The sequence below is a fragment of the Gracilimonas amylolytica genome (assembly GCF_002911695.1).
Classification (GTDB): Bacteria; Bacteroidota; Rhodothermia; order Balneolales; family Balneolaceae; genus Gracilimonas; species Gracilimonas amylolytica.
The window spans coordinates 236,598-254,138 of the sequence record NZ_PQBS01000035.1 but is presented as its reverse complement, the minus strand read 5'-3'; the positions used below and the strand labels follow the sequence as shown (position 1 = coordinate 254,138).

General features: G+C 43.5%; 17 protein-coding genes. 6 read left to right on the top strand and 11 right to left on the bottom strand.

Annotation, left to right across the window (positions count from 1 at the left end):
* The first annotated feature begins 109 nt into the window (after positions 1–109).
* The 6 genes from C3B73_RS09160 (at position 110) to C3B73_RS09135 (ending at position 5,321) form a co-directional block, all read left to right on the top strand.
* Entirely contained in the window at positions 110–1,318 is a 1,209-nt protein-coding gene (locus tag C3B73_RS09160) for an acyl-CoA dehydrogenase (protein WP_103665298.1), read from the top strand.
* Positions 1,319–1,353: 35 nt separating this feature from the next.
* On the top strand, positions 1,354–1,851 hold the full coding sequence (locus C3B73_RS09155) for a DinB family protein (protein WP_103665297.1): 498 nt from the start codon (positions 1,354–1,356) through the stop codon (positions 1,849–1,851).
* Between the two features lie 49 nt (positions 1,852–1,900).
* Complete coding sequence (locus C3B73_RS09150) at positions 1,901–2,863, top strand: alpha/beta hydrolase family protein (protein ID WP_103665296.1); 963 nt, start codon at positions 1,901–1,903, stop codon at positions 2,861–2,863.
* A gap of 116 nt (positions 2,864–2,979) precedes the next feature.
* Positions 2,980–3,996, top strand: a complete 1,017-nt coding sequence (locus C3B73_RS09145; RefSeq protein ID WP_103665295.1) for a VWA domain-containing protein — start codon at positions 2,980–2,982, stop codon at positions 3,994–3,996.
* A gap of 36 nt (positions 3,997–4,032) precedes the next feature.
* The gene (locus C3B73_RS09140) at positions 4,033–4,527 is read left to right on the top strand and encodes a cupin domain-containing protein (RefSeq protein ID WP_103665294.1); all 495 of its coding nucleotides are present in this window, start codon (positions 4,033–4,035) and stop codon (positions 4,525–4,527) included.
* 44 nt (positions 4,528–4,571) lie between these two features.
* Positions 4,572–5,321, top strand: coding sequence for an HAD hydrolase family protein (locus C3B73_RS09135; RefSeq protein ID WP_103665293.1), 750 nt, complete (start codon positions 4,572–4,574; stop codon positions 5,319–5,321).
* Positions 5,322–5,327: 6 nt separating this feature from the next.
* On the opposite strand, the gene C3B73_RS09130 is transcribed toward C3B73_RS09135, so the two are convergent.
* From C3B73_RS09130 to C3B73_RS09080, 11 genes are all read right to left on the bottom strand, one after another.
* Positions 5,328–8,687: a DUF4175 family protein gene (locus C3B73_RS09130; protein WP_103665292.1), complete on the bottom strand. Its 3,360-nt coding sequence runs from the start codon at positions 8,685–8,687 to the stop codon at positions 5,328–5,330.
* Positions 8,688–8,732: 45 nt separating this feature from the next.
* A complete protein-coding gene (locus tag C3B73_RS09125) occupies positions 8,733–9,608 on the bottom strand; it encodes an MBL fold metallo-hydrolase (protein WP_103665291.1) in 876 nt (291 codons plus the stop codon).
* A gap of 149 nt (positions 9,609–9,757) precedes the next feature.
* Complete coding sequence (locus C3B73_RS09120; protein ID WP_103665290.1) at positions 9,758–10,075, bottom strand: cytochrome C oxidase subunit IV family protein; 318 nt, start codon at positions 10,073–10,075, stop codon at positions 9,758–9,760.
* Positions 10,076–10,101: 26 nt separating this feature from the next.
* Positions 10,102–10,752, bottom strand: a complete 651-nt coding sequence (locus C3B73_RS09115) for a cytochrome c oxidase subunit 3 family protein (RefSeq protein ID WP_103665289.1) — start codon at positions 10,750–10,752, stop codon at positions 10,102–10,104.
* Between the two features lie 60 nt (positions 10,753–10,812).
* On the bottom strand, positions 10,813–12,519 hold the full coding sequence (gene ctaD, locus C3B73_RS09110) for a cytochrome c oxidase subunit I (protein WP_103665288.1): 1,707 nt from the start codon (positions 12,517–12,519) through the stop codon (positions 10,813–10,815).
* Position 12,520: 1 nt separating this feature from the next.
* On the bottom strand, positions 12,521–13,462 hold the full coding sequence (gene coxB, locus C3B73_RS09105; RefSeq protein ID WP_103665287.1) for a cytochrome c oxidase subunit II: 942 nt from the start codon (positions 13,460–13,462) through the stop codon (positions 12,521–12,523).
* Positions 13,462–14,295 carry an SCO family protein gene (locus tag C3B73_RS09100; RefSeq protein WP_103665286.1) on the bottom strand — a complete coding sequence of 278 codons (834 nt, stop codon included), beginning with the start codon at positions 14,293–14,295 and terminating at the stop codon, positions 13,462–13,464. The genes coxB and C3B73_RS09100 overlap by 1 nt, the downstream gene beginning before the upstream one ends.
* 10 nt (positions 14,296–14,305) lie before the next feature.
* Positions 14,306–14,716 carry a hypothetical protein gene (locus C3B73_RS09095; RefSeq protein WP_103665285.1) on the bottom strand — a complete coding sequence of 137 codons (411 nt, stop codon included), beginning with the start codon at positions 14,714–14,716 and terminating at the stop codon, positions 14,306–14,308.
* 14 nt (positions 14,717–14,730) lie between these two features.
* Entirely contained in the window at positions 14,731–15,942 is a 1,212-nt protein-coding gene (locus C3B73_RS09090; RefSeq protein ID WP_103665284.1) for a hypothetical protein, read from the bottom strand.
* 25 nt (positions 15,943–15,967) lie between these two features.
* The gene (locus C3B73_RS09085; RefSeq protein ID WP_103665283.1) at positions 15,968–17,002 is read right to left on the bottom strand and encodes a c-type cytochrome; all 1,035 of its coding nucleotides are present in this window, start codon (positions 17,000–17,002) and stop codon (positions 15,968–15,970) included.
* Positions 16,995–17,540 (bottom strand): DUF3341 domain-containing protein, encoded by a 546-nt coding sequence (locus tag C3B73_RS09080; protein WP_103665360.1) that lies wholly within the window; start codon positions 17,538–17,540, stop codon positions 16,995–16,997. The genes C3B73_RS09085 and C3B73_RS09080 overlap by 8 nt, the downstream gene beginning before the upstream one ends.
* Between the last annotated feature and the right edge of the window lies 1 nt (position 17,541).

The window sequence follows — 17,541 nt, the reverse complement described above, 5'->3', positions numbered from 1 at the left end:
AATCATTTTAAGTTGTGAGGATGATCAAATAATCAGCTCAAATTTTTCAGCCTGAAGTATATTTTTCTTACTATCCATCAAAATAATTAAAGCCTAAAGCAGTAAACCCATGCCAAAGAATTTATTCAACATCGATGACGCTTATCTCCTTGAATCAGAACTAAACGAGGAAGATCGCCTGATCATGGAAACGGCTCGCGATTATGCCCAGTCAAAACTGGAACCGAGAGCTCTGAAAGGAAATACCGAAGAGTATTTTGATCAGGATATTGCCCGGGAAATGGGAGAAATGGGTTTACTGGGAGTGACCATACCTGAAGAGTATGGAGGGTCAAGTGCCAGCAATACAGCCTATGGTTTGATCGCGCGCGAGGTTGAACGGGTTGATTCAGGTTATCGGTCATTTATGAGTGTGCAATCATCACTGGTGATGTATCCTATTTCAGAGTTTGGAACCGAAGCACAAAAGCAGAAATTTCTTCCCAAGCTTGCTACCGGAGAAATGATCGGTTGTTTTGGGTTGACGGAGCCTGATCACGGTTCAGACCCGGGATCTATGGTAACCACAGCGGTTAAAACAGAGGGTGGCTGGAAGTTGAACGGCGCCAAGATGTGGATCACCAATTCCCCGATCGCTGATCTTGCCGTGGTATGGGCCAAGGCTAAGGAAGATCCTAAGGATGAGGGAGTGATCAGAGGATTTTTAGTAGAAAAAGGCATGAAAGGGTTTTCAGCTCCTCATACAAAATATAAAATGAGTTTACGGGCATCTGAAACAGGAGAACTGGTATTTGATGATGTATTTGTGCCCGATGAGAATGTATTTCCGGATATCAAAGGACTTAAAGGTCCATTTATGTGCCTCAACTCAGCCCGTTATGGCATCGCCTGGGGAACAGTCGGTTCGGCAGAATTTTGTTATCAACGGGCAAGGCAGTATGTGCTGGATCGCAAACAATTTGGTAAGCCACTGGCTGCCAATCAGCTGATCCAAACTAAACTGGCCAACATGTTAACGGATATTACTTCCATGCAGATGCTGGTTCTTCGCCTTGGTAAACTTAAGGATGAAGGACGTGATCACCCTTCGATGACCTCACTGGCCAAGCGGCATAATTGCGGTAAAGCCCTTGAGATCTCCCGGATCTCGCGGGATATGCATGGCGGAAACGGAATTGTAGGAGACTACCGGGTGATCCATCACGTTATGAACCTGGAATCCGTAAATACTTATGAAGGAACCTACGATATCCATGGTTTGATCCTTGGACGGGAGATCACAGGCATTCAGGCTTTCACGCCAAAGGGTAACGACTAAGGCCAATAAGACCTATCGAATTTCAGTCAAGAAACATGGACCTGAAGGAACAACTCAATAATAACACCGAGGCGTTACTCTCCAAGATCGGACAGATCGCTGATGAGCAGTTTCATGCCAAACCGGATGATGAAACCTGGTCACCGGCTCAAGTCCTTGAGCATTTATACCGCTCAGAGTTTGGGATCCCAAAATTGTTTATGGGAGAGGCAGAACCTGATCCGGATCGTGATTCTGAAGCGATTATTGAAAAAATGCGAAAGCAGTTCCTTGAATCAGATAAAAAATATAAAGCGAGTGGCGTGATCCTTCCCGGAGAAGAAAAAAAGTCAAAGGAAGAACTCACTTCAAATTTCCGAAGTTTGAGGGAAAAGATCGCTGTGTTGGCCGACCAATTTGACAGCAAGGAGGTATGCAAGGCCTACGAGCATCCGGTATATGGATACCTCACACGTGAGGAATGGCTGAACTTCAATATCATCCATACACAAAGGCATATGGCACAGATCGATCGTATTTTACAAAGACTTTGAGCGAAGATCATTCCACAAAAAATAAACTCATAACAGGCTATTTATCAGAATGACAAAGACAATTAAGTGTTTAGCAGTTGTTTTAATTGTTGCCATTTCTACGCTGACCTCAAGTGCTCAGGATTTCCAGAGAGAAGAAGTAGTTTTTAAAAGTGGTGAAATTGTACTGAGCGGAACCCTGGTGCTTCCTGAGGTAAATGAAAACGTACCGATCATAGTCTTTATGGGTGGAATGTATGAGTGGGGAGAAGCCCATCCACAGCGAGTCAGTTTTATTGAAGAAAATCTGGAAGCGGTTTTTCCGGAAATGGGTGTTGGTATCTTTTATTATGATCCCAGAGGAGTGGGTGAATCAGATGGCAGGTGGGGACGTACCACTCTTAATGATTTCGCGGACGATGCGGTGGCTGCCATTGATTATTTGAGCCAAAGAAAAGAAGTGGATCCTGACAGAATTGGGATTGTGGGCCACGGTGAGGATGCATGGGTGGCTCAGATAGTAGGAGCCACAGCTTCAGATAAAGTCAGATTTACGGCTTCCATTGCCGGCCCGACCTTTGATCCCAAAATGCAACTCGTGAATGAATACCATAGCGAGTATGTGTGTGAGGGAGAAGAGGACTCGGTGGCTTACGAAAAAGCAGTTCAAAAGGCGCAATCACATCAAAACTGGGTTTCAGTGATCGCCATCACAAAAAAATGGCGGCACATGAAAATGAAATTAGGCTTTGAACCGGCTGAGTATTTGTCCCAGATTGATATTCCGGCCTTATTTATGTTTGGAGGAAATGACAATCATGTTTACCCGGAATGGGCTATCGAAGAATTGAACGATGTATTTTCAGATCAGCTGCCTGTCAATTTTACTGTTTATGAGATCCCAAATGCCAACCACTTCTTCCACGTGGTGCCTCCTTGTTTTGATTATGAAGAAGAGGAAGAAAGCCTGATGAAAAATTACTCGTTCAGGTTTCGGGAACTTTTCACCGAATGGATCATAAGTAACATATGATCAGGATTTACCCGACTTCTGTCGGTGGTTCTCTTATCGGCTTTTATTACAGCATTTAATGTTCATATTAAATGCACGAAGCTTTATCTTAGCTTCACGTAAAACGCATATTAATTATGATCTGGGAAAACGCATTACATCTTTGGTGGCTGCTTATCATACCTGTTGGTATTGCTTTGTTATGGTGGCGCTCTGCCCGTGTAAGACATATTCAAAGAAAGTACTTTAGTGAAGAATTGTTTAGCTCACTCAGGGAAGGATTCTGGCCATTAGGAGAGAAACTCAAAAATATTTCCATGTTTGCTGGGATCTTTTTTCTGATCGTTGCCCTGGCCGGACCAAAAATTGGTACGGAAGTAAGAGAGATCAAACGGCAGGGAATTGATATGCTTGTGGCCCTGGATCTTTCAGCCAGTATGAATGCGGAAGATGTTCGGCCCAGCCGTCTTGAAAAAGCAAAATTTGAGATCAACCGACTGATCGAAAGGCTCAGGGGTGACCGGGTTGGATTGATCGTGTTTACCGGAGAATCTTATCTTCAGAGTCCCATGACCATGGATTATTCAGCGCTCCGTTTGTTTTTGGATATTGCCGATACTGAACAAATGCCTAGTTCAGCTACAGCTTTTAAACCGGCGCTGGAAACGGCGCTTGAGGCCTTTCAGTCATTGGAAGAAAATGGGACGGAGGCTTCCAAAGTTTTACTGATCATATCCGATGGTGAAGATCATGGGGAAACCTATGAAGATGCATTGAATTCACTGACCAACGAAAATATTCTGGTTTACACGGTTGGTGTCGGAACCACGGAAGGAACCACCATTCCTCTATATGAAGAAGGAACCGGTGACCTGATCGGTTACAAAAGAGACAATCAGGGACAGGTGGTAACCACGAAACTGCAAAGTCAGATCCTGAGAAACATTGCCCGAGAGGGGAAGGGCGAATATTATTCAATAGAACGGGGTAACGACGGAATTGATGCATTCCTGGCAAGAATGGATGAACTTGAGAAGGGGGAATTCGCGAGTCAGGAATACGCAGATTACAAAAATCAATATCAGTGGATGGGAGCGTTAGCTTTATTGCTTTTATTGACCTCAGTAATGCTGCCTTCCGCACGATCGCACTAAAAAGATCAATACAAAATCATATCTATATAAAAAGAAATGTCTGAGAAGAAAGAACGATTTGAGAGCATTGAAGATAAATTAACTGAACAGGGTTTTAAAATTGAGGCCCGCGACTTTGATCGACCCTGGGGTGGGTTTTTCGTGATCGATGAACAACAGGCTAACTTATTCATCGAAACCTATTTCAATGATGTTGAGATGTCGGATGCTAATTTATCCGGTAAACTAAGCCCAAAGATCTTATTGGTTGAACCGGGTAAAAGACTGTCGTGGCAGTACCACCACCGGAGAGCAGAAATGTGGCAGGTGGTTCAAGGTCCGGTTGGGGTGATCCGCAGTTTAACTGATGAACAAAGGCAGATCAAGACCTACAATGAGGGAGACCGTATAACGCTTCAACAGGGTGAGCGACATCGATTAGTTGGTTTGGATGATTGGGGAGTGGTGGCAGAGATCTGGCAGCATATCTATTCAGATCATCCGTCCAATGAAAAAGATATCGTAAGGATACAGGATGATTTTGGCAGATAGAATTCAGCCGTTTATCGAATCCACTTATTAAAGTCACCCACAAAATGATCAAATTATTTATAACTGACCTTGATGGATGTATGGCTCATCCATTCATCAGCCCAAATTGGAAAGCGGTAACACGCATCAGAGAGCTGATCGCTGAAAGTAAAGAAGATGACACGATTCCGGCCATGACTATCTGCTCCGGCCGGCCATTTCCTTATGTGGAAGCTGTTGGGCAGTGGTTGGGTGTGGAAGCCCCCATGTTATTTGAAAGCGGAGCAGGGATCTATGATATCAAGGTCAATAAGATCACGTGGAATCCACATTTTAATGACGAAGCCAAACAAGCGGTTGAGGAGATAAAAGAATGGCTGGTAAGTACCCTCATACCCAATTATGATGGCACGTATCCTGAGTTTGCAAAATATACCGATGCGGGTTTGGTGAATCCTGATCCCTCAAAGATCGCGATGATGCATCAGGAAGTTCTGAATCATATGGATGGTAAGTATCCGATGTTTGAGGTTCATGCCACCGATGTGTCTGTTAATATCATCCTCAAGAAAGCAAACAAGGGGCATGGTATCAAAATGCTTTGTGACCAACTTGGTTTGAACCTGGATGAGGTGGCTTACATTGGTGATAGCAGCGGAGATCTGCCGGGGTTGACCATAGTCGGCCGTTCTTATGCGCCTGTTAACGCCAAATCCTTCGTGAAAGATAAAGTAGATGTTGTGACCAAAGAAACCACAGAAGGTGTTTTGGAAGCCTATGAGGATATCATAAAACGTAACAGAACCGAGGGGTAAACTTACTTACGGTATTTGCCGATCCTGCAGTTCTTTCAACAGCTCAAAATAATTTTGAATGAGCCTCTGATAATCAGGCGAAAACTTCGTGAAATTCGGATCATTCAATCGATTCCGGATCTGCTTTTCAAGCTCCTCAATGGTCAGTTCGGGTGGGGAAGCCTGTTGAAGTTCTTCCGGGCGCTGCCCTTCGCGTTTATCCTCTTCATCCCGTTCCTGAATCGCTTTTTCGGCTTCAAGCATACGTGATAGAATATTCTGCTGCCTTTCGATCATAATAGCATCGGTACTGCCGCCCCTTAGATCGTTGATGGTATCTTCCATCTCTTCGATCATACGCTGAAGTTCACTGCCGAGCCGGTCACCGTCAAACTCTCCGCTTTGCTGTAACTGCTGAAGCTGTTTACGGATCCTGTTCTGTTGCTCAGCCAGTTGATTCAACCGCTCCATCTGATCCTGTGTGAGCCTATCACCCTGAATATCGTTGATGAGATCCTGAATTCTCTGATTAAGTTGCTGTTGTTGCTGACCGGATTGCTGCAACTGTTCCATGATCTGCTGAGAGGATTGGCCACTTCCGCTTCCCTGACCATCACCGTCAGAATTTTGAAGCTGTTCCAGCAGATTAGCCAGCATAAATGCGATCTCGTTAATTCCTCCCAACGACTGCCGGGAAGCCACGGAAGATTGCCTTTGATCCCTTTCTGTGAGTTGAGTCAAAGACCGAGACAATTGTTTTTCCACCTCGAGTTTTTTCTCATTGATCCTATTTGAGAATTGAGGGATCTGAGAGGAAAGGGTAAAGAGGGAATCCGAAAGGGTTGAAAAAATGGTCTCCACATTTTGCTGTTCGCGGGCATAATTCACATAAGCCTGACTACGGTTTTCCGTTGTGGCTACCAGGGTGGTAAGATCTTCCTGTACGTTAGAGAGGTTAATGATCGAATACAATACATATTGTAACCCCGCAACATTGATCTGCATCTGCTCCCGATTGATCCTTTCCATGAGGTCACGGGTGTTTTCTGACATCCGGTTGTAGGTATCAATACGTTCCTGCTTTTGATCCTGTGGGGCTGATTCCGAGTTCTCACCCTGTTCTCCAGATGTATTTGGGTCAGACTGTTCAAGTTCTTTTTCTAATTGTTCAGTTAATTCGTTCAGACTTTCCTGAGTTTCCTTTTGGAAGTCCTCAATTTCTTTGCGATTTGAATCAGAGGTATTCTCTGAAAGGTCATTGACCTGTTCACTGACCTTGCCATGCTCCTCAATGGTTTCCTGTTTTTGAACCGGCTGCTCTGCATCAGATTGTGATTCTGCTTCCTTTCTGGAAAGATCATCAAAAGCTTTGGCGATCTTGTCAAGATCAGAGGTCAGCTTAAGTTTCTTAAACAACTCCAGGGTACGTTTCAGCCTTTCCTGATAGAGTTCTTCGTTGAACTCCAGATTTTCCATGGCTTGCCTGAGTTGCTCGGGATTCATGTTGCCGAGTTGCTCCTGCATTTTTTCCAGGGCTTCACGAAATGCCGGGTCATCAATTTCCTCAACCAATTTTTGAAGTTCTTCGTAAGCCTTTTGAGTTTCCTCAGATAACACGTTATCCCGACTCATTTCCTCTTTGAGTTCCTCAAATTTCTCATTGAGTTCATCGATCTGTCGTTGTACTTCTTCTTGTTGCTTGCGAACCTGCTCAAGTTCACTCTGTTCCTCATACCCCGCATTCTCAGGGTTATCCTTCAGCTTTTCCTTGAACCGTTCATACTGCTCTCTGGTTTGCTGAAAAGACTCTGAGATGTCCTCAAGGTCGTTGGATATATCATCTTCCTTGTCACCGACTTCCTCAAGGTAATCCACCATTGAGGGCACCTCAAGTGTGATGCGTTGTGAATCAGTTCTTTTATAACCGGCATAGGCATCATTATCAAAAACGGTGACCCAAAAGGTCAATACATCCTGGGGTTTGAGGGAGAGCTCATCCAGAGACCATACATAAGGACTCAGATCGTTTGAATTGGGCGTATTTAATTTTATTGAACCGGTAACAGGATCGTTGGTGTAAGCCCGTTTCAGTTCATAATTCAATCTGGCGGAGGTAAGTCCAAAATCATCTGCTGCCCGATATAAAAGATCGATCTGCTCAGGGTTTACCTGCTTTAAATTTTCTTCCGGCTCAAGTATCTGTACGACCGGATACTCATCCTCAAGCGGAGATATGACAAGCTGGAAAGTGTTGTTATTGGTTAGCCCTGTTTGATCCTCGATATGAAACTGAAGTGTATCAGGTTTCGTGATCATTAGAGAATGAGCAAATGAACTGTCAGGCCGGCTTTCTATGATCACTGAATCACTTGTAGAGTGAACCGTCAGCTTACTGATATCTTTATTCAATAAACCATTGATGACAAGTTCTGAGCCTCTGTATGCCTTTATTTGGGAAGTAGGATAGACAAAGTGACTTAGCCCCATTTCCGTATAATCAGGAGGTGTGATCTGACCCGTCAATTCAACAAAGCGCGGCCTCAGTTGCACGTCAATGGCATAGATATCACTTTGGTACCCATCCATGCTGATGTAGTACTCAAGGTCATTGTAAGCTTCGATCGGCATGGATGTAAACGTTTGATCGTTCCTCTCCATAGCCCGGTCTCTGAAGGACTCTTCAATGGGCGTCTTAATGTGAAGTGAAACATCTTCAGGCAATTCCTGTCCGCCAAATGTGGCTTCAATTTTCAGTGGTTCCCCTTGTTCGAGGGTAACCATTCCGGGTTTTACAGTATATTGATAGGGATTTGGTTTTTGAAAAGATTCCCAAAATGTGACCGTTCGATACGCAGCCTGCTCAAAATTGAAGGCCGTAAACCCAAAAACAAGCAAGGTGCCCAGCGCTGTGGCCAGGGTATATCTGTATGTTTTATACAGGAATGAATTCCTGAGATGTTCTTTTAGCTCAGATGATAGAACCTCAGGCTTCACCTTGCTCAGGCTTTGCAGGATCGCAGCGTTCACTAAACCGCTGTTGCCGGATCCTGAATTTTGAAGGTCTATGGCATCCTTTAATTCAGGAAGATCACTTTTACGACTGAAGTTTCTGTAAAAGGTCTCGAAGCTTATGAATCGGTTCTCGCCCTTTTTGTAGAAAATGGCATAGGAAGAAGTGATCAACGCCAACAACATAACCAAGCCTTTTACGGATACTGAAAGATAAAACGTTTGCTCAAACAGTATCAAAACGGTGAAAGTAGCAAAGAATACGATGGCCGCATTCAGGTACTTCTTGTTTTGAAAAACGGAAACGGAACGATCATAGGCAGATCGAAGCTTGGCCTTTACCTCGTTGATGTCAGTATGTTTACCGTTTCTGCTCATGCATTATTTATGCTTTTATCACAATTTTATTATGAAGAAGGGGTATCAAAGTTCATTTAGGGTGAAATGATCACTGACTTTGAACCGGCCATTATCTTCTTCAATGCGGATCATTTCCTGCTCTGCGTCATGTTCCAGATATAAATTCCATTGTTCGGAAGCAGCCTTCTGTAAAAACTCCTTTTTTTCACTGAGCGTTTGAGCAGGATACATATCATATCCCATAACCCATGGAAGGGGTACATGCACATGCGTGGGCAGTAAGTCTGCCACGAATACGATGGAGGTATCACCATGGGTGATCTTAGGCAGCTGTTGTCCTTTTGTATGACCATTCACTGTAATTGCACTTAAACCGGGTTCATACTCATGAGCGTCATTTACTAAGTTCAACTTTCCGGAATCTTTGATCGGGTTGATGTTTTCGGGCAGAAAACTGGCTCGTTCCCGAGCATTTGGGTCCGTTGCTGTTTTCCAGTGAGAATCTACAACATGGTAGGTAGCATTTGGAAACGTGTGTTGTAATTCAAGTTCTTCATTATAAAAACTAGTTCCCCCACAGTGGTCAAAATGAAGATGTGTGAATATGATATCAGTTACATCATCAAATGAAAACCCATGTTCATTAAAAGAGTTTTCAAGATTCTTTTTGGATTGATCCAGCTGATAGATGTTGGTCATCTTATCATCGAACTTGGTGCCGGCCCCATTATCGATCAAATAGATCTTCCCGGTGTTGGTAGATCTTATGAGAAGGCAACGCATGGTCATAGGAATACGGTTTTTATCATCTGCAGGGATCCCTCGTTCCCATAATGTTTTGGGAACCACACCAAACATAGCGCCTCCATCCAGGCGAAAATCTCCGGTTTCTATAGTATATAGTTCAAAGGGACCGATGGTCGTTTTAGATAAGCTCATAGTGTGTATAGATCTATTTTTTAAAATGAATATAACAATCAGAAGAGAGGAATCAGAATACCCGGGCGTTAAATCATGGTAACTGCGAGGTATAAAAAAAGCTCCGGATCAGATAACCCGGAGCTTCAAATTTGGTGTGATGATCGCTTCTAAAAAGAAGGTACTACATCATTCCGGTACATCGTATCCAGTAGTGTGATGGAGATCATCAGAATAAAGAATGCAACAGCCATGAATAACAGTATGGTGTTGAATTTTGTATCCCAGTAAAGGTTCATGAAGAATGCAGCTACCAGGAATGCCTTGACCAATGCGATAGAGATCGCTGTGATCACATCAAAGGGTGGTGGTATGGATATAAACTTTGCCACTACCACTGTGATGATAGTCAGAATAAATAAGGCTGTTGCAACGGCCCAAAGCTGGCCTGCTGTTGAAACGTGATGTTCGTGATTATGTTCGCTCATAGTTCAGTAGGTTTAAATAATTTCTGTCATTCAATAAGGTATAGGAGCGGGAATAGGAAGATCCAGATGAGGTCAACCAAGTGCCAGTACAGTCCTGTGATCTCAACAGGGGTATAATACTCACTGTTGAATTCACCTTTTCTGGCACGGAGATATATCCAGAAGATCAAACCAATTCCAATCAAAACGTGAAGGGCGTGAACGCCGGTTAGCATGTAGTAGATCCCAAAGAATACATTGGCTTGTGGGTGATCTAAACCTTCGTAGGTGTAAAAGTCACCGGGGAAGATGCCTAACTCAAACTTATGAGCATATTCAAACCCTTTAATGACCATAAACACTACGGCCAGTGCAATAGTGATCAACAGGTTGATCTTTAAGCCTTTCATCTGATTCTTTTGGGCAGAACGGATAGCCATAGCTACCGTTAAACTACTACCAATAAGTACTACCGTATTGACGGCTCCCCAGAATGTGTTCAGCTCAAGGGCTGCCATTTGAAAGAGTTCCGGATACCATGCTCTGTAAACGATGTAAGCACAGAATAAACCGCCAAAGAATAGGATTTCGTTAACAAGAAACACCCACATACCCAATTTTGCGGTATCAAATTGTTGATCAGAATCAACAAAGTGATGTTGCACATGCGTGGGGTGTGAAGTCGAATGATTCGCCATTACTTCCCGAGTTGTGTTTTATAGTTAAAATTAATTGTTGAATTAGGTTTGAATAGTCTTTTAATGCTTCTCATCGTGAGCATTTGCCAGACCAAGCTGGAATTCTTCCATAGGCTTGTGATAGTCGTAAGGACCGTTGATCACAACCGGTGTATGGTCGAAGTTGTGCAGATCAGGTGGGGAGGTTGACTGCCATTCCAGGCCGCGGCTTCCCCATGGGTTTGAACCTGCTCTCTCACCACTCATCAATGATTTAGCCAGATAATAGGCGATCAACAGGAATCCAACACCCAGGATGTAGGAACCTATGGTTGATGTTTGGTGGAAAATGGTAAACTGATCAATATAGTTGTAATATCGTCGTGGCATACCTTGTGAACCCATGATAAACTGAGGGAGGAAGGTCATGTTAAAGCCGATGAAGATCAATGCAGCACCGATCTTGGCCTGAAACTCATTGTACATTTTACCGGTCATTTTTGGCCACCAGTAGTGAAGTCCTGCCAACAGGGCGATCAATGTTCCGCCCATCATCACATAGTGAAAGTGAGCGACCACATAGTAGGTATCGTGTAGGTGAATATCCGCAGACAGGGCACCCAGCATAATTCCTGTAAATCCACCGATCGAGAAAAGGAAAAGGAAGACAAATACGTAAACCATCGGTGTCTTCATTTCAATGGAGCCTTTGTAAAGTGTGGCTACCCAGTTCAGGATCTTGATACCGGTTGGAATACCTACCAGGAAGGTCAGGAATGAGAACACGGAAGTTGCAACTGCAGACTGACCGGAAGTAAACATGTGGTGACCCCATACGAGGAAACCGATGAATGCAATAGCCAGGGATGAAAGGGCAATGGCCCAGTATCCAAATATGTGTTTCTTAGAGAATGTGGTAATAACCTCTGATATAATTCCAAAACCAGGCACGATCATAATGTAAACCGCAGGGTGGGAATAGAACCAGAAGAAATGCTGGAACAGAACCGGGTCACCACCCAAAGACGGGTCAAAGATACCGATGCCCAGGAAGCGCTCCATGGTAAGAAGCAAAAGAGTAATGGCAAGTACCGGGGTTGCAAGAACCTGCATAATGCTGGTGGCATAAAGGGCCCAGATATTCAGAGGCAATTTACTCCAGGTGATACCGGGAGCTCTTAATTTATGAATGGTTGCAATAAAGTTGGTTCCCGTCAGAATAGAAGAGAATCCAAGAATAAACACACCCATGGTTACCCAGATCACACTGGAGGTGGATTCTGTACTGTAAGGAGTGTAGAAGGTCCAGCCGGTATCCAGGCCGTTGCTTGCAAGAGCTATGAATGTAAAGATGGCTCCAATGATATAGATGTATAAACTGGCAAGGTTAAGCCGGGGGAATGCTACATCCTTTGCCCCAAGCTGCATAGGTAACACAAAGTTACCGAGGGCTGCGGGAATAGAGGGGACCAGCACAAAGAATACCATAATGGCACCGTGCAGGGTAAAGAACTGATTGTAGGTATCAGCCTCTATAAAGGTTTGAGCCGGGGTAAGGAGTTCGGTTCTCAGTAAGAGTGCCAGGATTCCACCAAGAAGGAAGAAAAAAGTCACTGAACCAAGATACATGAGTCCGATCTTCTTGTGGTCAACGGTAGTTAACCAGGCCCAAAGCCCTCGTTCCTCTGTAAAAAAGGTCTTTTTAGGGTTTTCGCTAGGAATATAGCGTTTTACCTTGAACGTCTTTTTTGTACCAGTAGATGCTGGTGATACTTCAGCTGTAGCCATGTTAATCTAAAGTTTTTATGTATTCAATAATATCAGAAATGTCGTCATCGCTTAAGCGACCTTCGTAACTAACCATTTGGTTTTGGTATCCTTCCACGATCTTAGCACCGGGATCCAGAATAGACTCTCTTATGTAGTTTTCGTCTACAGTTAAGGTGGTACCGTCAGTCATTGTTTCCTCACGGCCAAACAGTCCCTGGAAGGTAGGTCCGATCTTTTCAGAACCATCCACAGAGTGGCAGGTTATACAGCCCTGAAGGGTTAACAGGCTTTCACCTCGTTCAACAGGGGTTCCACCGCCACCGGTGTTTTGTGAAGCTAACCAGTTCTCAAAATCACTTTGAGTGTGAACAATTACCTTGGCAAGCATGTCAGAGTGTGATGTTCCGCAATACTCGGTACAAAAGACCTGAGATTCTCCGGCTTCATCAGCCTGGAACCAAACATAGGTATAGCGGTTAGGGAGAACGTCTTGCTTGATGCGATAATCAGGTACAAAAAAGGAGTGAAGTACATCCTGTGATTTCATCACAAGCTTTACAGGGCGACCGGCAGGTACATGAACCTCATTCCCGACCTGAGCACCGTTTTCGTAGCTGAATGTCCATCCCCATTTGTATGCAGAAACTTGTATTTCATACGCATTGTCGGGTACGGCTTTCAGATTCAGCCATCCTGAATATCCCCATCCAAATACAATGAATACGAGTATTAGAGGAATAACTGACCAGGTAAGCTCCAGAGTGTTGTTATGTGTGATAAGTGGTGTTTGGTCATCATCAGATTTGCGTTTGTACTTGATTGCAAAGTAGATCATTGCAATGGTAACACCGGCAAGAATGATAAAGCTTACAAGGTGGATGAAACCCATCAATGCATCGGTACTTGCCCCGGTTAAAGGAGATTTTAATTCCGGGAGCATGAAGTCGAATAAACTGCCCATTAGTTAAATTCAGATTTTGAGGTTGTGTTTTTGCGTTTTTCGCGAAGCCAGAGGAGGCCTAAGAATATACCGAGAAATATCAGTGTAGCCAAGCCACCAAGCTTCATAATGTTGAACGCCATAGGTACATAACTGCCGGAATCAGGATCGTATTGATAACAATACATCACTACCTTATCGATGGTGCTTCCTATCTTTCCATCGGCAGATTCATACAGTGCGTTTCGTACGTCAAATTCGTCATAGGAGATACCGTATAAATATCTGGTGATCTTCCCTTTAGGACTCAGTAAGATAATAGCAGCACTGTGCGCATACTCACCGGTCTCTTCAATTTCTTTGTATTTAAAGCCCGCAGCTTCAACTACTTTATCGATCTCAGTTTTATTTCCGGTCAGAAAATGCCATCCACTTTTAGTCGTGGAATCCATTTGTGCCAGATAATTTTCTTTGGTCTTTCTGGCTAATTCGGCGTCTTCTTCCGGATCAATACTGACCGAAATAACAATAAAATCTTTACCGGGCTTCCAGGCGAGATCCTCGATCACATTCAGGGTCCCGTCAAGCACAAGTCCACATAACATGGGACATTCATAGTAAAGAGGATTCAATAAAACAGGTTTTCCTTCCTCCAATAAATCACCAATGGTCACACTATCGCCGGTCGAGGTCGCAAATTTGGCATCAAGGGGGATGAAATCACCCAAATGCTCGTCTATGCCCAGGTTTTGCAGCGCGTCCGGTTCTTCACGATTAAGCTGTGCAAAAGCAGAAAGTGAATTCAGAAACACTGCTAACAATACAAATATTGCCGGCAGTGTAATACGTCTCATAGGTGGTTATTTAATCTATAGCAATTTTACTAATTGCACTGTCAATAGGAATGCGGTAGATGCCTTCTTCAAGGTCTACCACTCCAAAACTGTTTAACTCTTGTTCTTGTTCGGCTCTCAATTCGGAAAAATCAGAATAAGTTACTCTCAGTGAAGCTTCTTTTTGTGCTTCAAATAAACTGTATTGTGAGAAAAAAACCATAGAGATCACAAATATTATAACAAGTGAAGTTCCAATGGTTGACCAGAATATCAGTTTGCTGTAATTGAGATTGTCACTCATCACACCATGCGAAACACCGGATGCTAACTCATCATCTTCTGTTGTAAGATCTACATCTTCAACGGATCCTTCATCATTTACCATTGCAGCTTCTTCAGCCTCGTTAGGTTTGTGTTCTGAATTTTGCTTATCTGACATCGTAAATAAATTATTTATTGGTGATATGATTTGGAGAGACAGTCTTCAAGTTTTGGATCATTCTTAGGGATCATGTCATTCTGTTTGAACTGACGGAAGAATAATCCAAAGAATACACCACCTAATCCTAAGAAAGCAGTTATATCCATCCAGCTGAAGCTGAAACCGTGATCATAAAGGGTTGGCATTGCGATCCAGTAGATCTCTGCAAAATGAATGATCAGAACCAAAGCTGACATTCCACCCAATATCATTCTGTTCTTCTTAGCTTCTCTGTTCAGAAGTACTAAGAATGGAACGGCAAAACGGAAGATCAGAGATCCGTAAAGCAGATACTGCCATCCACCTTCCATTCTGTGATAATACCAAAGAGTTTCTTCAGGAAGGTTAGCATAGTAGATCAACAGGAACTGTGAAAATGCGATGTAGGCATAAAAAACTGTAAAGGCAAAGAACCATGCCCCCAGGTCATAGATATGTACCTGACGGATCGTGTTAGTCAATAATCCCTGTTTATGCAGGTAAAACACGATAAGGATCATGATAGGCCAGAAAGCCTGGAAATTAATAGCAAAGAAATATACACCAAACATGGTAGAGAACCAGTGTGGATCAAGGGACATTAACCAGTCAAAGCCGGCAAAAGCCACAGTAAAAGCAAATAGAAGGATGCCGGGAGCACTTACCTTTCTCAAAAGAGCAGATAACCCCCAATCGTTGGTCTCATCCATTTGTACAGAAACCTTGTGGAGTTTATAACCCAGGAATCCCCAGATCGCAAAATAGATCACCTGACGAATGATAAAAAAGGTAGAATTCAGGAATGGAGACTTTCCGGATACGATCTTGTCATACTCTTCGGTACCATACTCTAATAATTCAGGGTGACTCCAGTGGTACAGATTGTGGATTCCAAAGAGAATCGGCACTACAAAGATAGCCCATATCCAGATATTGGCAGTAAATGATTCAGAGATCCTTCTGAAGACCACACCCCAGCTGGATTTGGTGATATGGTGTAACATGACCATGATCAATGCTGAAAGGGCAATTCCCGAGAAAAAGGTAAAGCTGACCAGGTATGAAAAGAAGAACTGATCAGCATCCAGGAAATACCCAATGATCGTGGCTATTAATCCAACAGCACCAACGCCAAAAAGTGCACCTGGAACTTTGCTGTCGGCTGGAAATTGTAGAGTATCTGTTATAGTAGGCTTATGACTCATTTTATAAGTTTGTTAAGCAAAGTTCTTAGTTATTAAGATTTTTGATATAGAGGATGATGGACTCAATTTCATGATCAGCCAGATAGCTGTATGAAGCCATCACCATTTGCTCAAAACCAACAGGTTTTTTGGCATTAGGTTCAACAATAGACTCGCGAATGTAATCTTCATCTTTGGTAACTGTGATGGTCTCGCCATCAGCCGTTACCACTTCACCCTCACTGCCAAATAATCCTGCCCAGGTTGGTCCGATTCCCGCAGAACCGTCTTCACTGTGGCAAGTTCCGCAGGCATTAGCCGTGATAGCTTGTTGTCCAATTTCAATAGATGGTTCAGGAGCTTCCTGTGGTTGTCTTGCTGCGGCAATGGAATCTGCCTTTGCTTGTTCTTCATTAGCTTTTGCCTGAAGTGAAGCGATATCAACATCAAATTCTTGTAATTCCTGTTCAGATACATTTTGACTGGCTTGAAGCGCACGTATGTAACCTACAATTGCCCATCGGTCTTCAACCGGGATCTGTGTGGCATAGGAAGGCATGGTTCTGACACCGTTATAGATGGCAGAGTATAATGCTCCATCAGATAATTCACGTACACGCTGCTCATGATAGGATGGAGCCGGAACATAACCGTATCCACCTTCCATGATCACCCCATTTCCTGCTCCGGTTTGTCCGTGGCAGGGAGTACAAAAGATCTCATAACGCTCTTTGCCCCGGTAGAGGAATGATTTTGTCAGATCTACGGGGATGTAGTCAATGAATTCACCGTTTTCGTCAACGCCTTGATACAAAGCTTTATCAGTTTTGGCTAAGCCTCGGGCAACGGTTCCTTCCACAGGGGTACGCATGGTGCGTCCATCAGCGAAGAAATTATTTACTTCCTGAGCTTCTTTTCTTGGCTGTTGATCCATATTCATATTTGGATGAATAGGAGGTTTTTCACTGATCTGTCCCTGGCAGGCTGATAAGGAGATACCCAATGCAAATACACTGGCTACCTTAAGTAGTCCTTTTACGTTCATTCCTGAAAATGGTATATGTGTAGATTTCTTATTCATAAACTTCCTCAATGTGGGTAGCACCGGCTTCCTGAAAAAGTGCTTTCACTTTTTCTGCCTCAAACATGTCATCATCTGCTTCAATGCATGCGAAGAATCCGTCATCAGTGGCTTTTTTGAACCGTTCTGAATTGAAAAGAGGATTGTGCAGTTTCGGAAGTCCGTTCAGGAAGAACATCCCAAAAACAGCTCCGAAAGCGGATAAAAGTACCGTTAATTCAAAAGTAATAGGCACCCAGGCCGGTGCATTGAAAAATGGTTTACCACTTATGTTCAGTGGGTAATCAATTACAGACATAAAATACATCATCGCAATGGCAATACTGAAACCAAGTATGCCGTGGCCAAGTACGATCCAGCCTAATTTAGACTTTTTCAGATTCATGGCCTTATCCATACCGTGGATCGGGAATGGACTGAATGTATCGAACTTGCTGTAACCGGAGTTCACCATTTTTTTGGCTACATCTGTGAGTTCCTTGGGATTTCTAAATTCCGCAAGAATACCGTGTATTTTTTGATCTTCTGTAGTACTCATA

Excerpts from the sequence above, each read along its gene's own strand:
- C3B73_RS09160 (WP_103665298.1), top strand. The coding sequence starts at position 110 with ATGCCAAAGAATTTATTCAACATCGATGACGCTTATCTCCTTGAATCA.
- C3B73_RS09155 (WP_103665297.1), top strand. The coding sequence starts at position 1,354 with ATGGACCTGAAGGAACAACTCAATAATAACACCGAGGCGTTACTCTCC.
- C3B73_RS09150 (WP_103665296.1), top strand. The coding sequence starts at position 1,901 with ATGACAAAGACAATTAAGTGTTTAGCAGTTGTTTTAATTGTTGCCATT.
- C3B73_RS09145 (WP_103665295.1), top strand. The coding sequence starts at position 2,980 with ATGATCTGGGAAAACGCATTACATCTTTGGTGGCTGCTTATCATACCT.
- C3B73_RS09140 (WP_103665294.1), top strand. The coding sequence starts at position 4,033 with ATGTCTGAGAAGAAAGAACGATTTGAGAGCATTGAAGATAAATTAACT.
- C3B73_RS09135 (WP_103665293.1), top strand. The coding sequence starts at position 4,572 with ATGATCAAATTATTTATAACTGACCTTGATGGATGTATGGCTCATCCA.
- C3B73_RS09130 (WP_103665292.1), bottom strand. The coding sequence starts at position 8,687 with ATGAGCAGAAACGGTAAACATACTGACATCAACGAGGTAAAGGCCAAG.
- C3B73_RS09125 (WP_103665291.1), bottom strand. The coding sequence starts at position 9,608 with ATGAGCTTATCTAAAACGACCATCGGTCCCTTTGAACTATATACTATA.
- C3B73_RS09120 (WP_103665290.1), bottom strand. The coding sequence starts at position 10,075 with ATGAGCGAACATAATCACGAACATCACGTTTCAACAGCAGGCCAGCTT.
- C3B73_RS09115 (WP_103665289.1), bottom strand. The coding sequence starts at position 10,752 with ATGGCGAATCATTCGACTTCACACCCCACGCATGTGCAACATCACTTT.
- ctaD (WP_103665288.1), bottom strand. The coding sequence starts at position 12,519 with ATGGCTACAGCTGAAGTATCACCAGCATCTACTGGTACAAAAAAGACG.
- coxB (WP_103665287.1), bottom strand. The coding sequence starts at position 13,462 with ATGGGCAGTTTATTCGACTTCATGCTCCCGGAATTAAAATCTCCTTTA.
- C3B73_RS09100 (WP_103665286.1), bottom strand. The coding sequence starts at position 14,295 with ATGAGACGTATTACACTGCCGGCAATATTTGTATTGTTAGCAGTGTTT.
- C3B73_RS09095 (WP_103665285.1), bottom strand. The coding sequence starts at position 14,716 with ATGTCAGATAAGCAAAATTCAGAACACAAACCTAACGAGGCTGAAGAA.
- C3B73_RS09090 (WP_103665284.1), bottom strand. The coding sequence starts at position 15,942 with ATGAGTCATAAGCCTACTATAACAGATACTCTACAATTTCCAGCCGAC.
- C3B73_RS09085 (WP_103665283.1), bottom strand. The coding sequence starts at position 17,002 with ATGAATAAGAAATCTACACATATACCATTTTCAGGAATGAACGTAAAA.
- C3B73_RS09080 (WP_103665360.1), bottom strand. The coding sequence starts at position 17,540 with ATGAGTACTACAGAAGATCAAAAAATACACGGTATTCTTGCGGAATTT.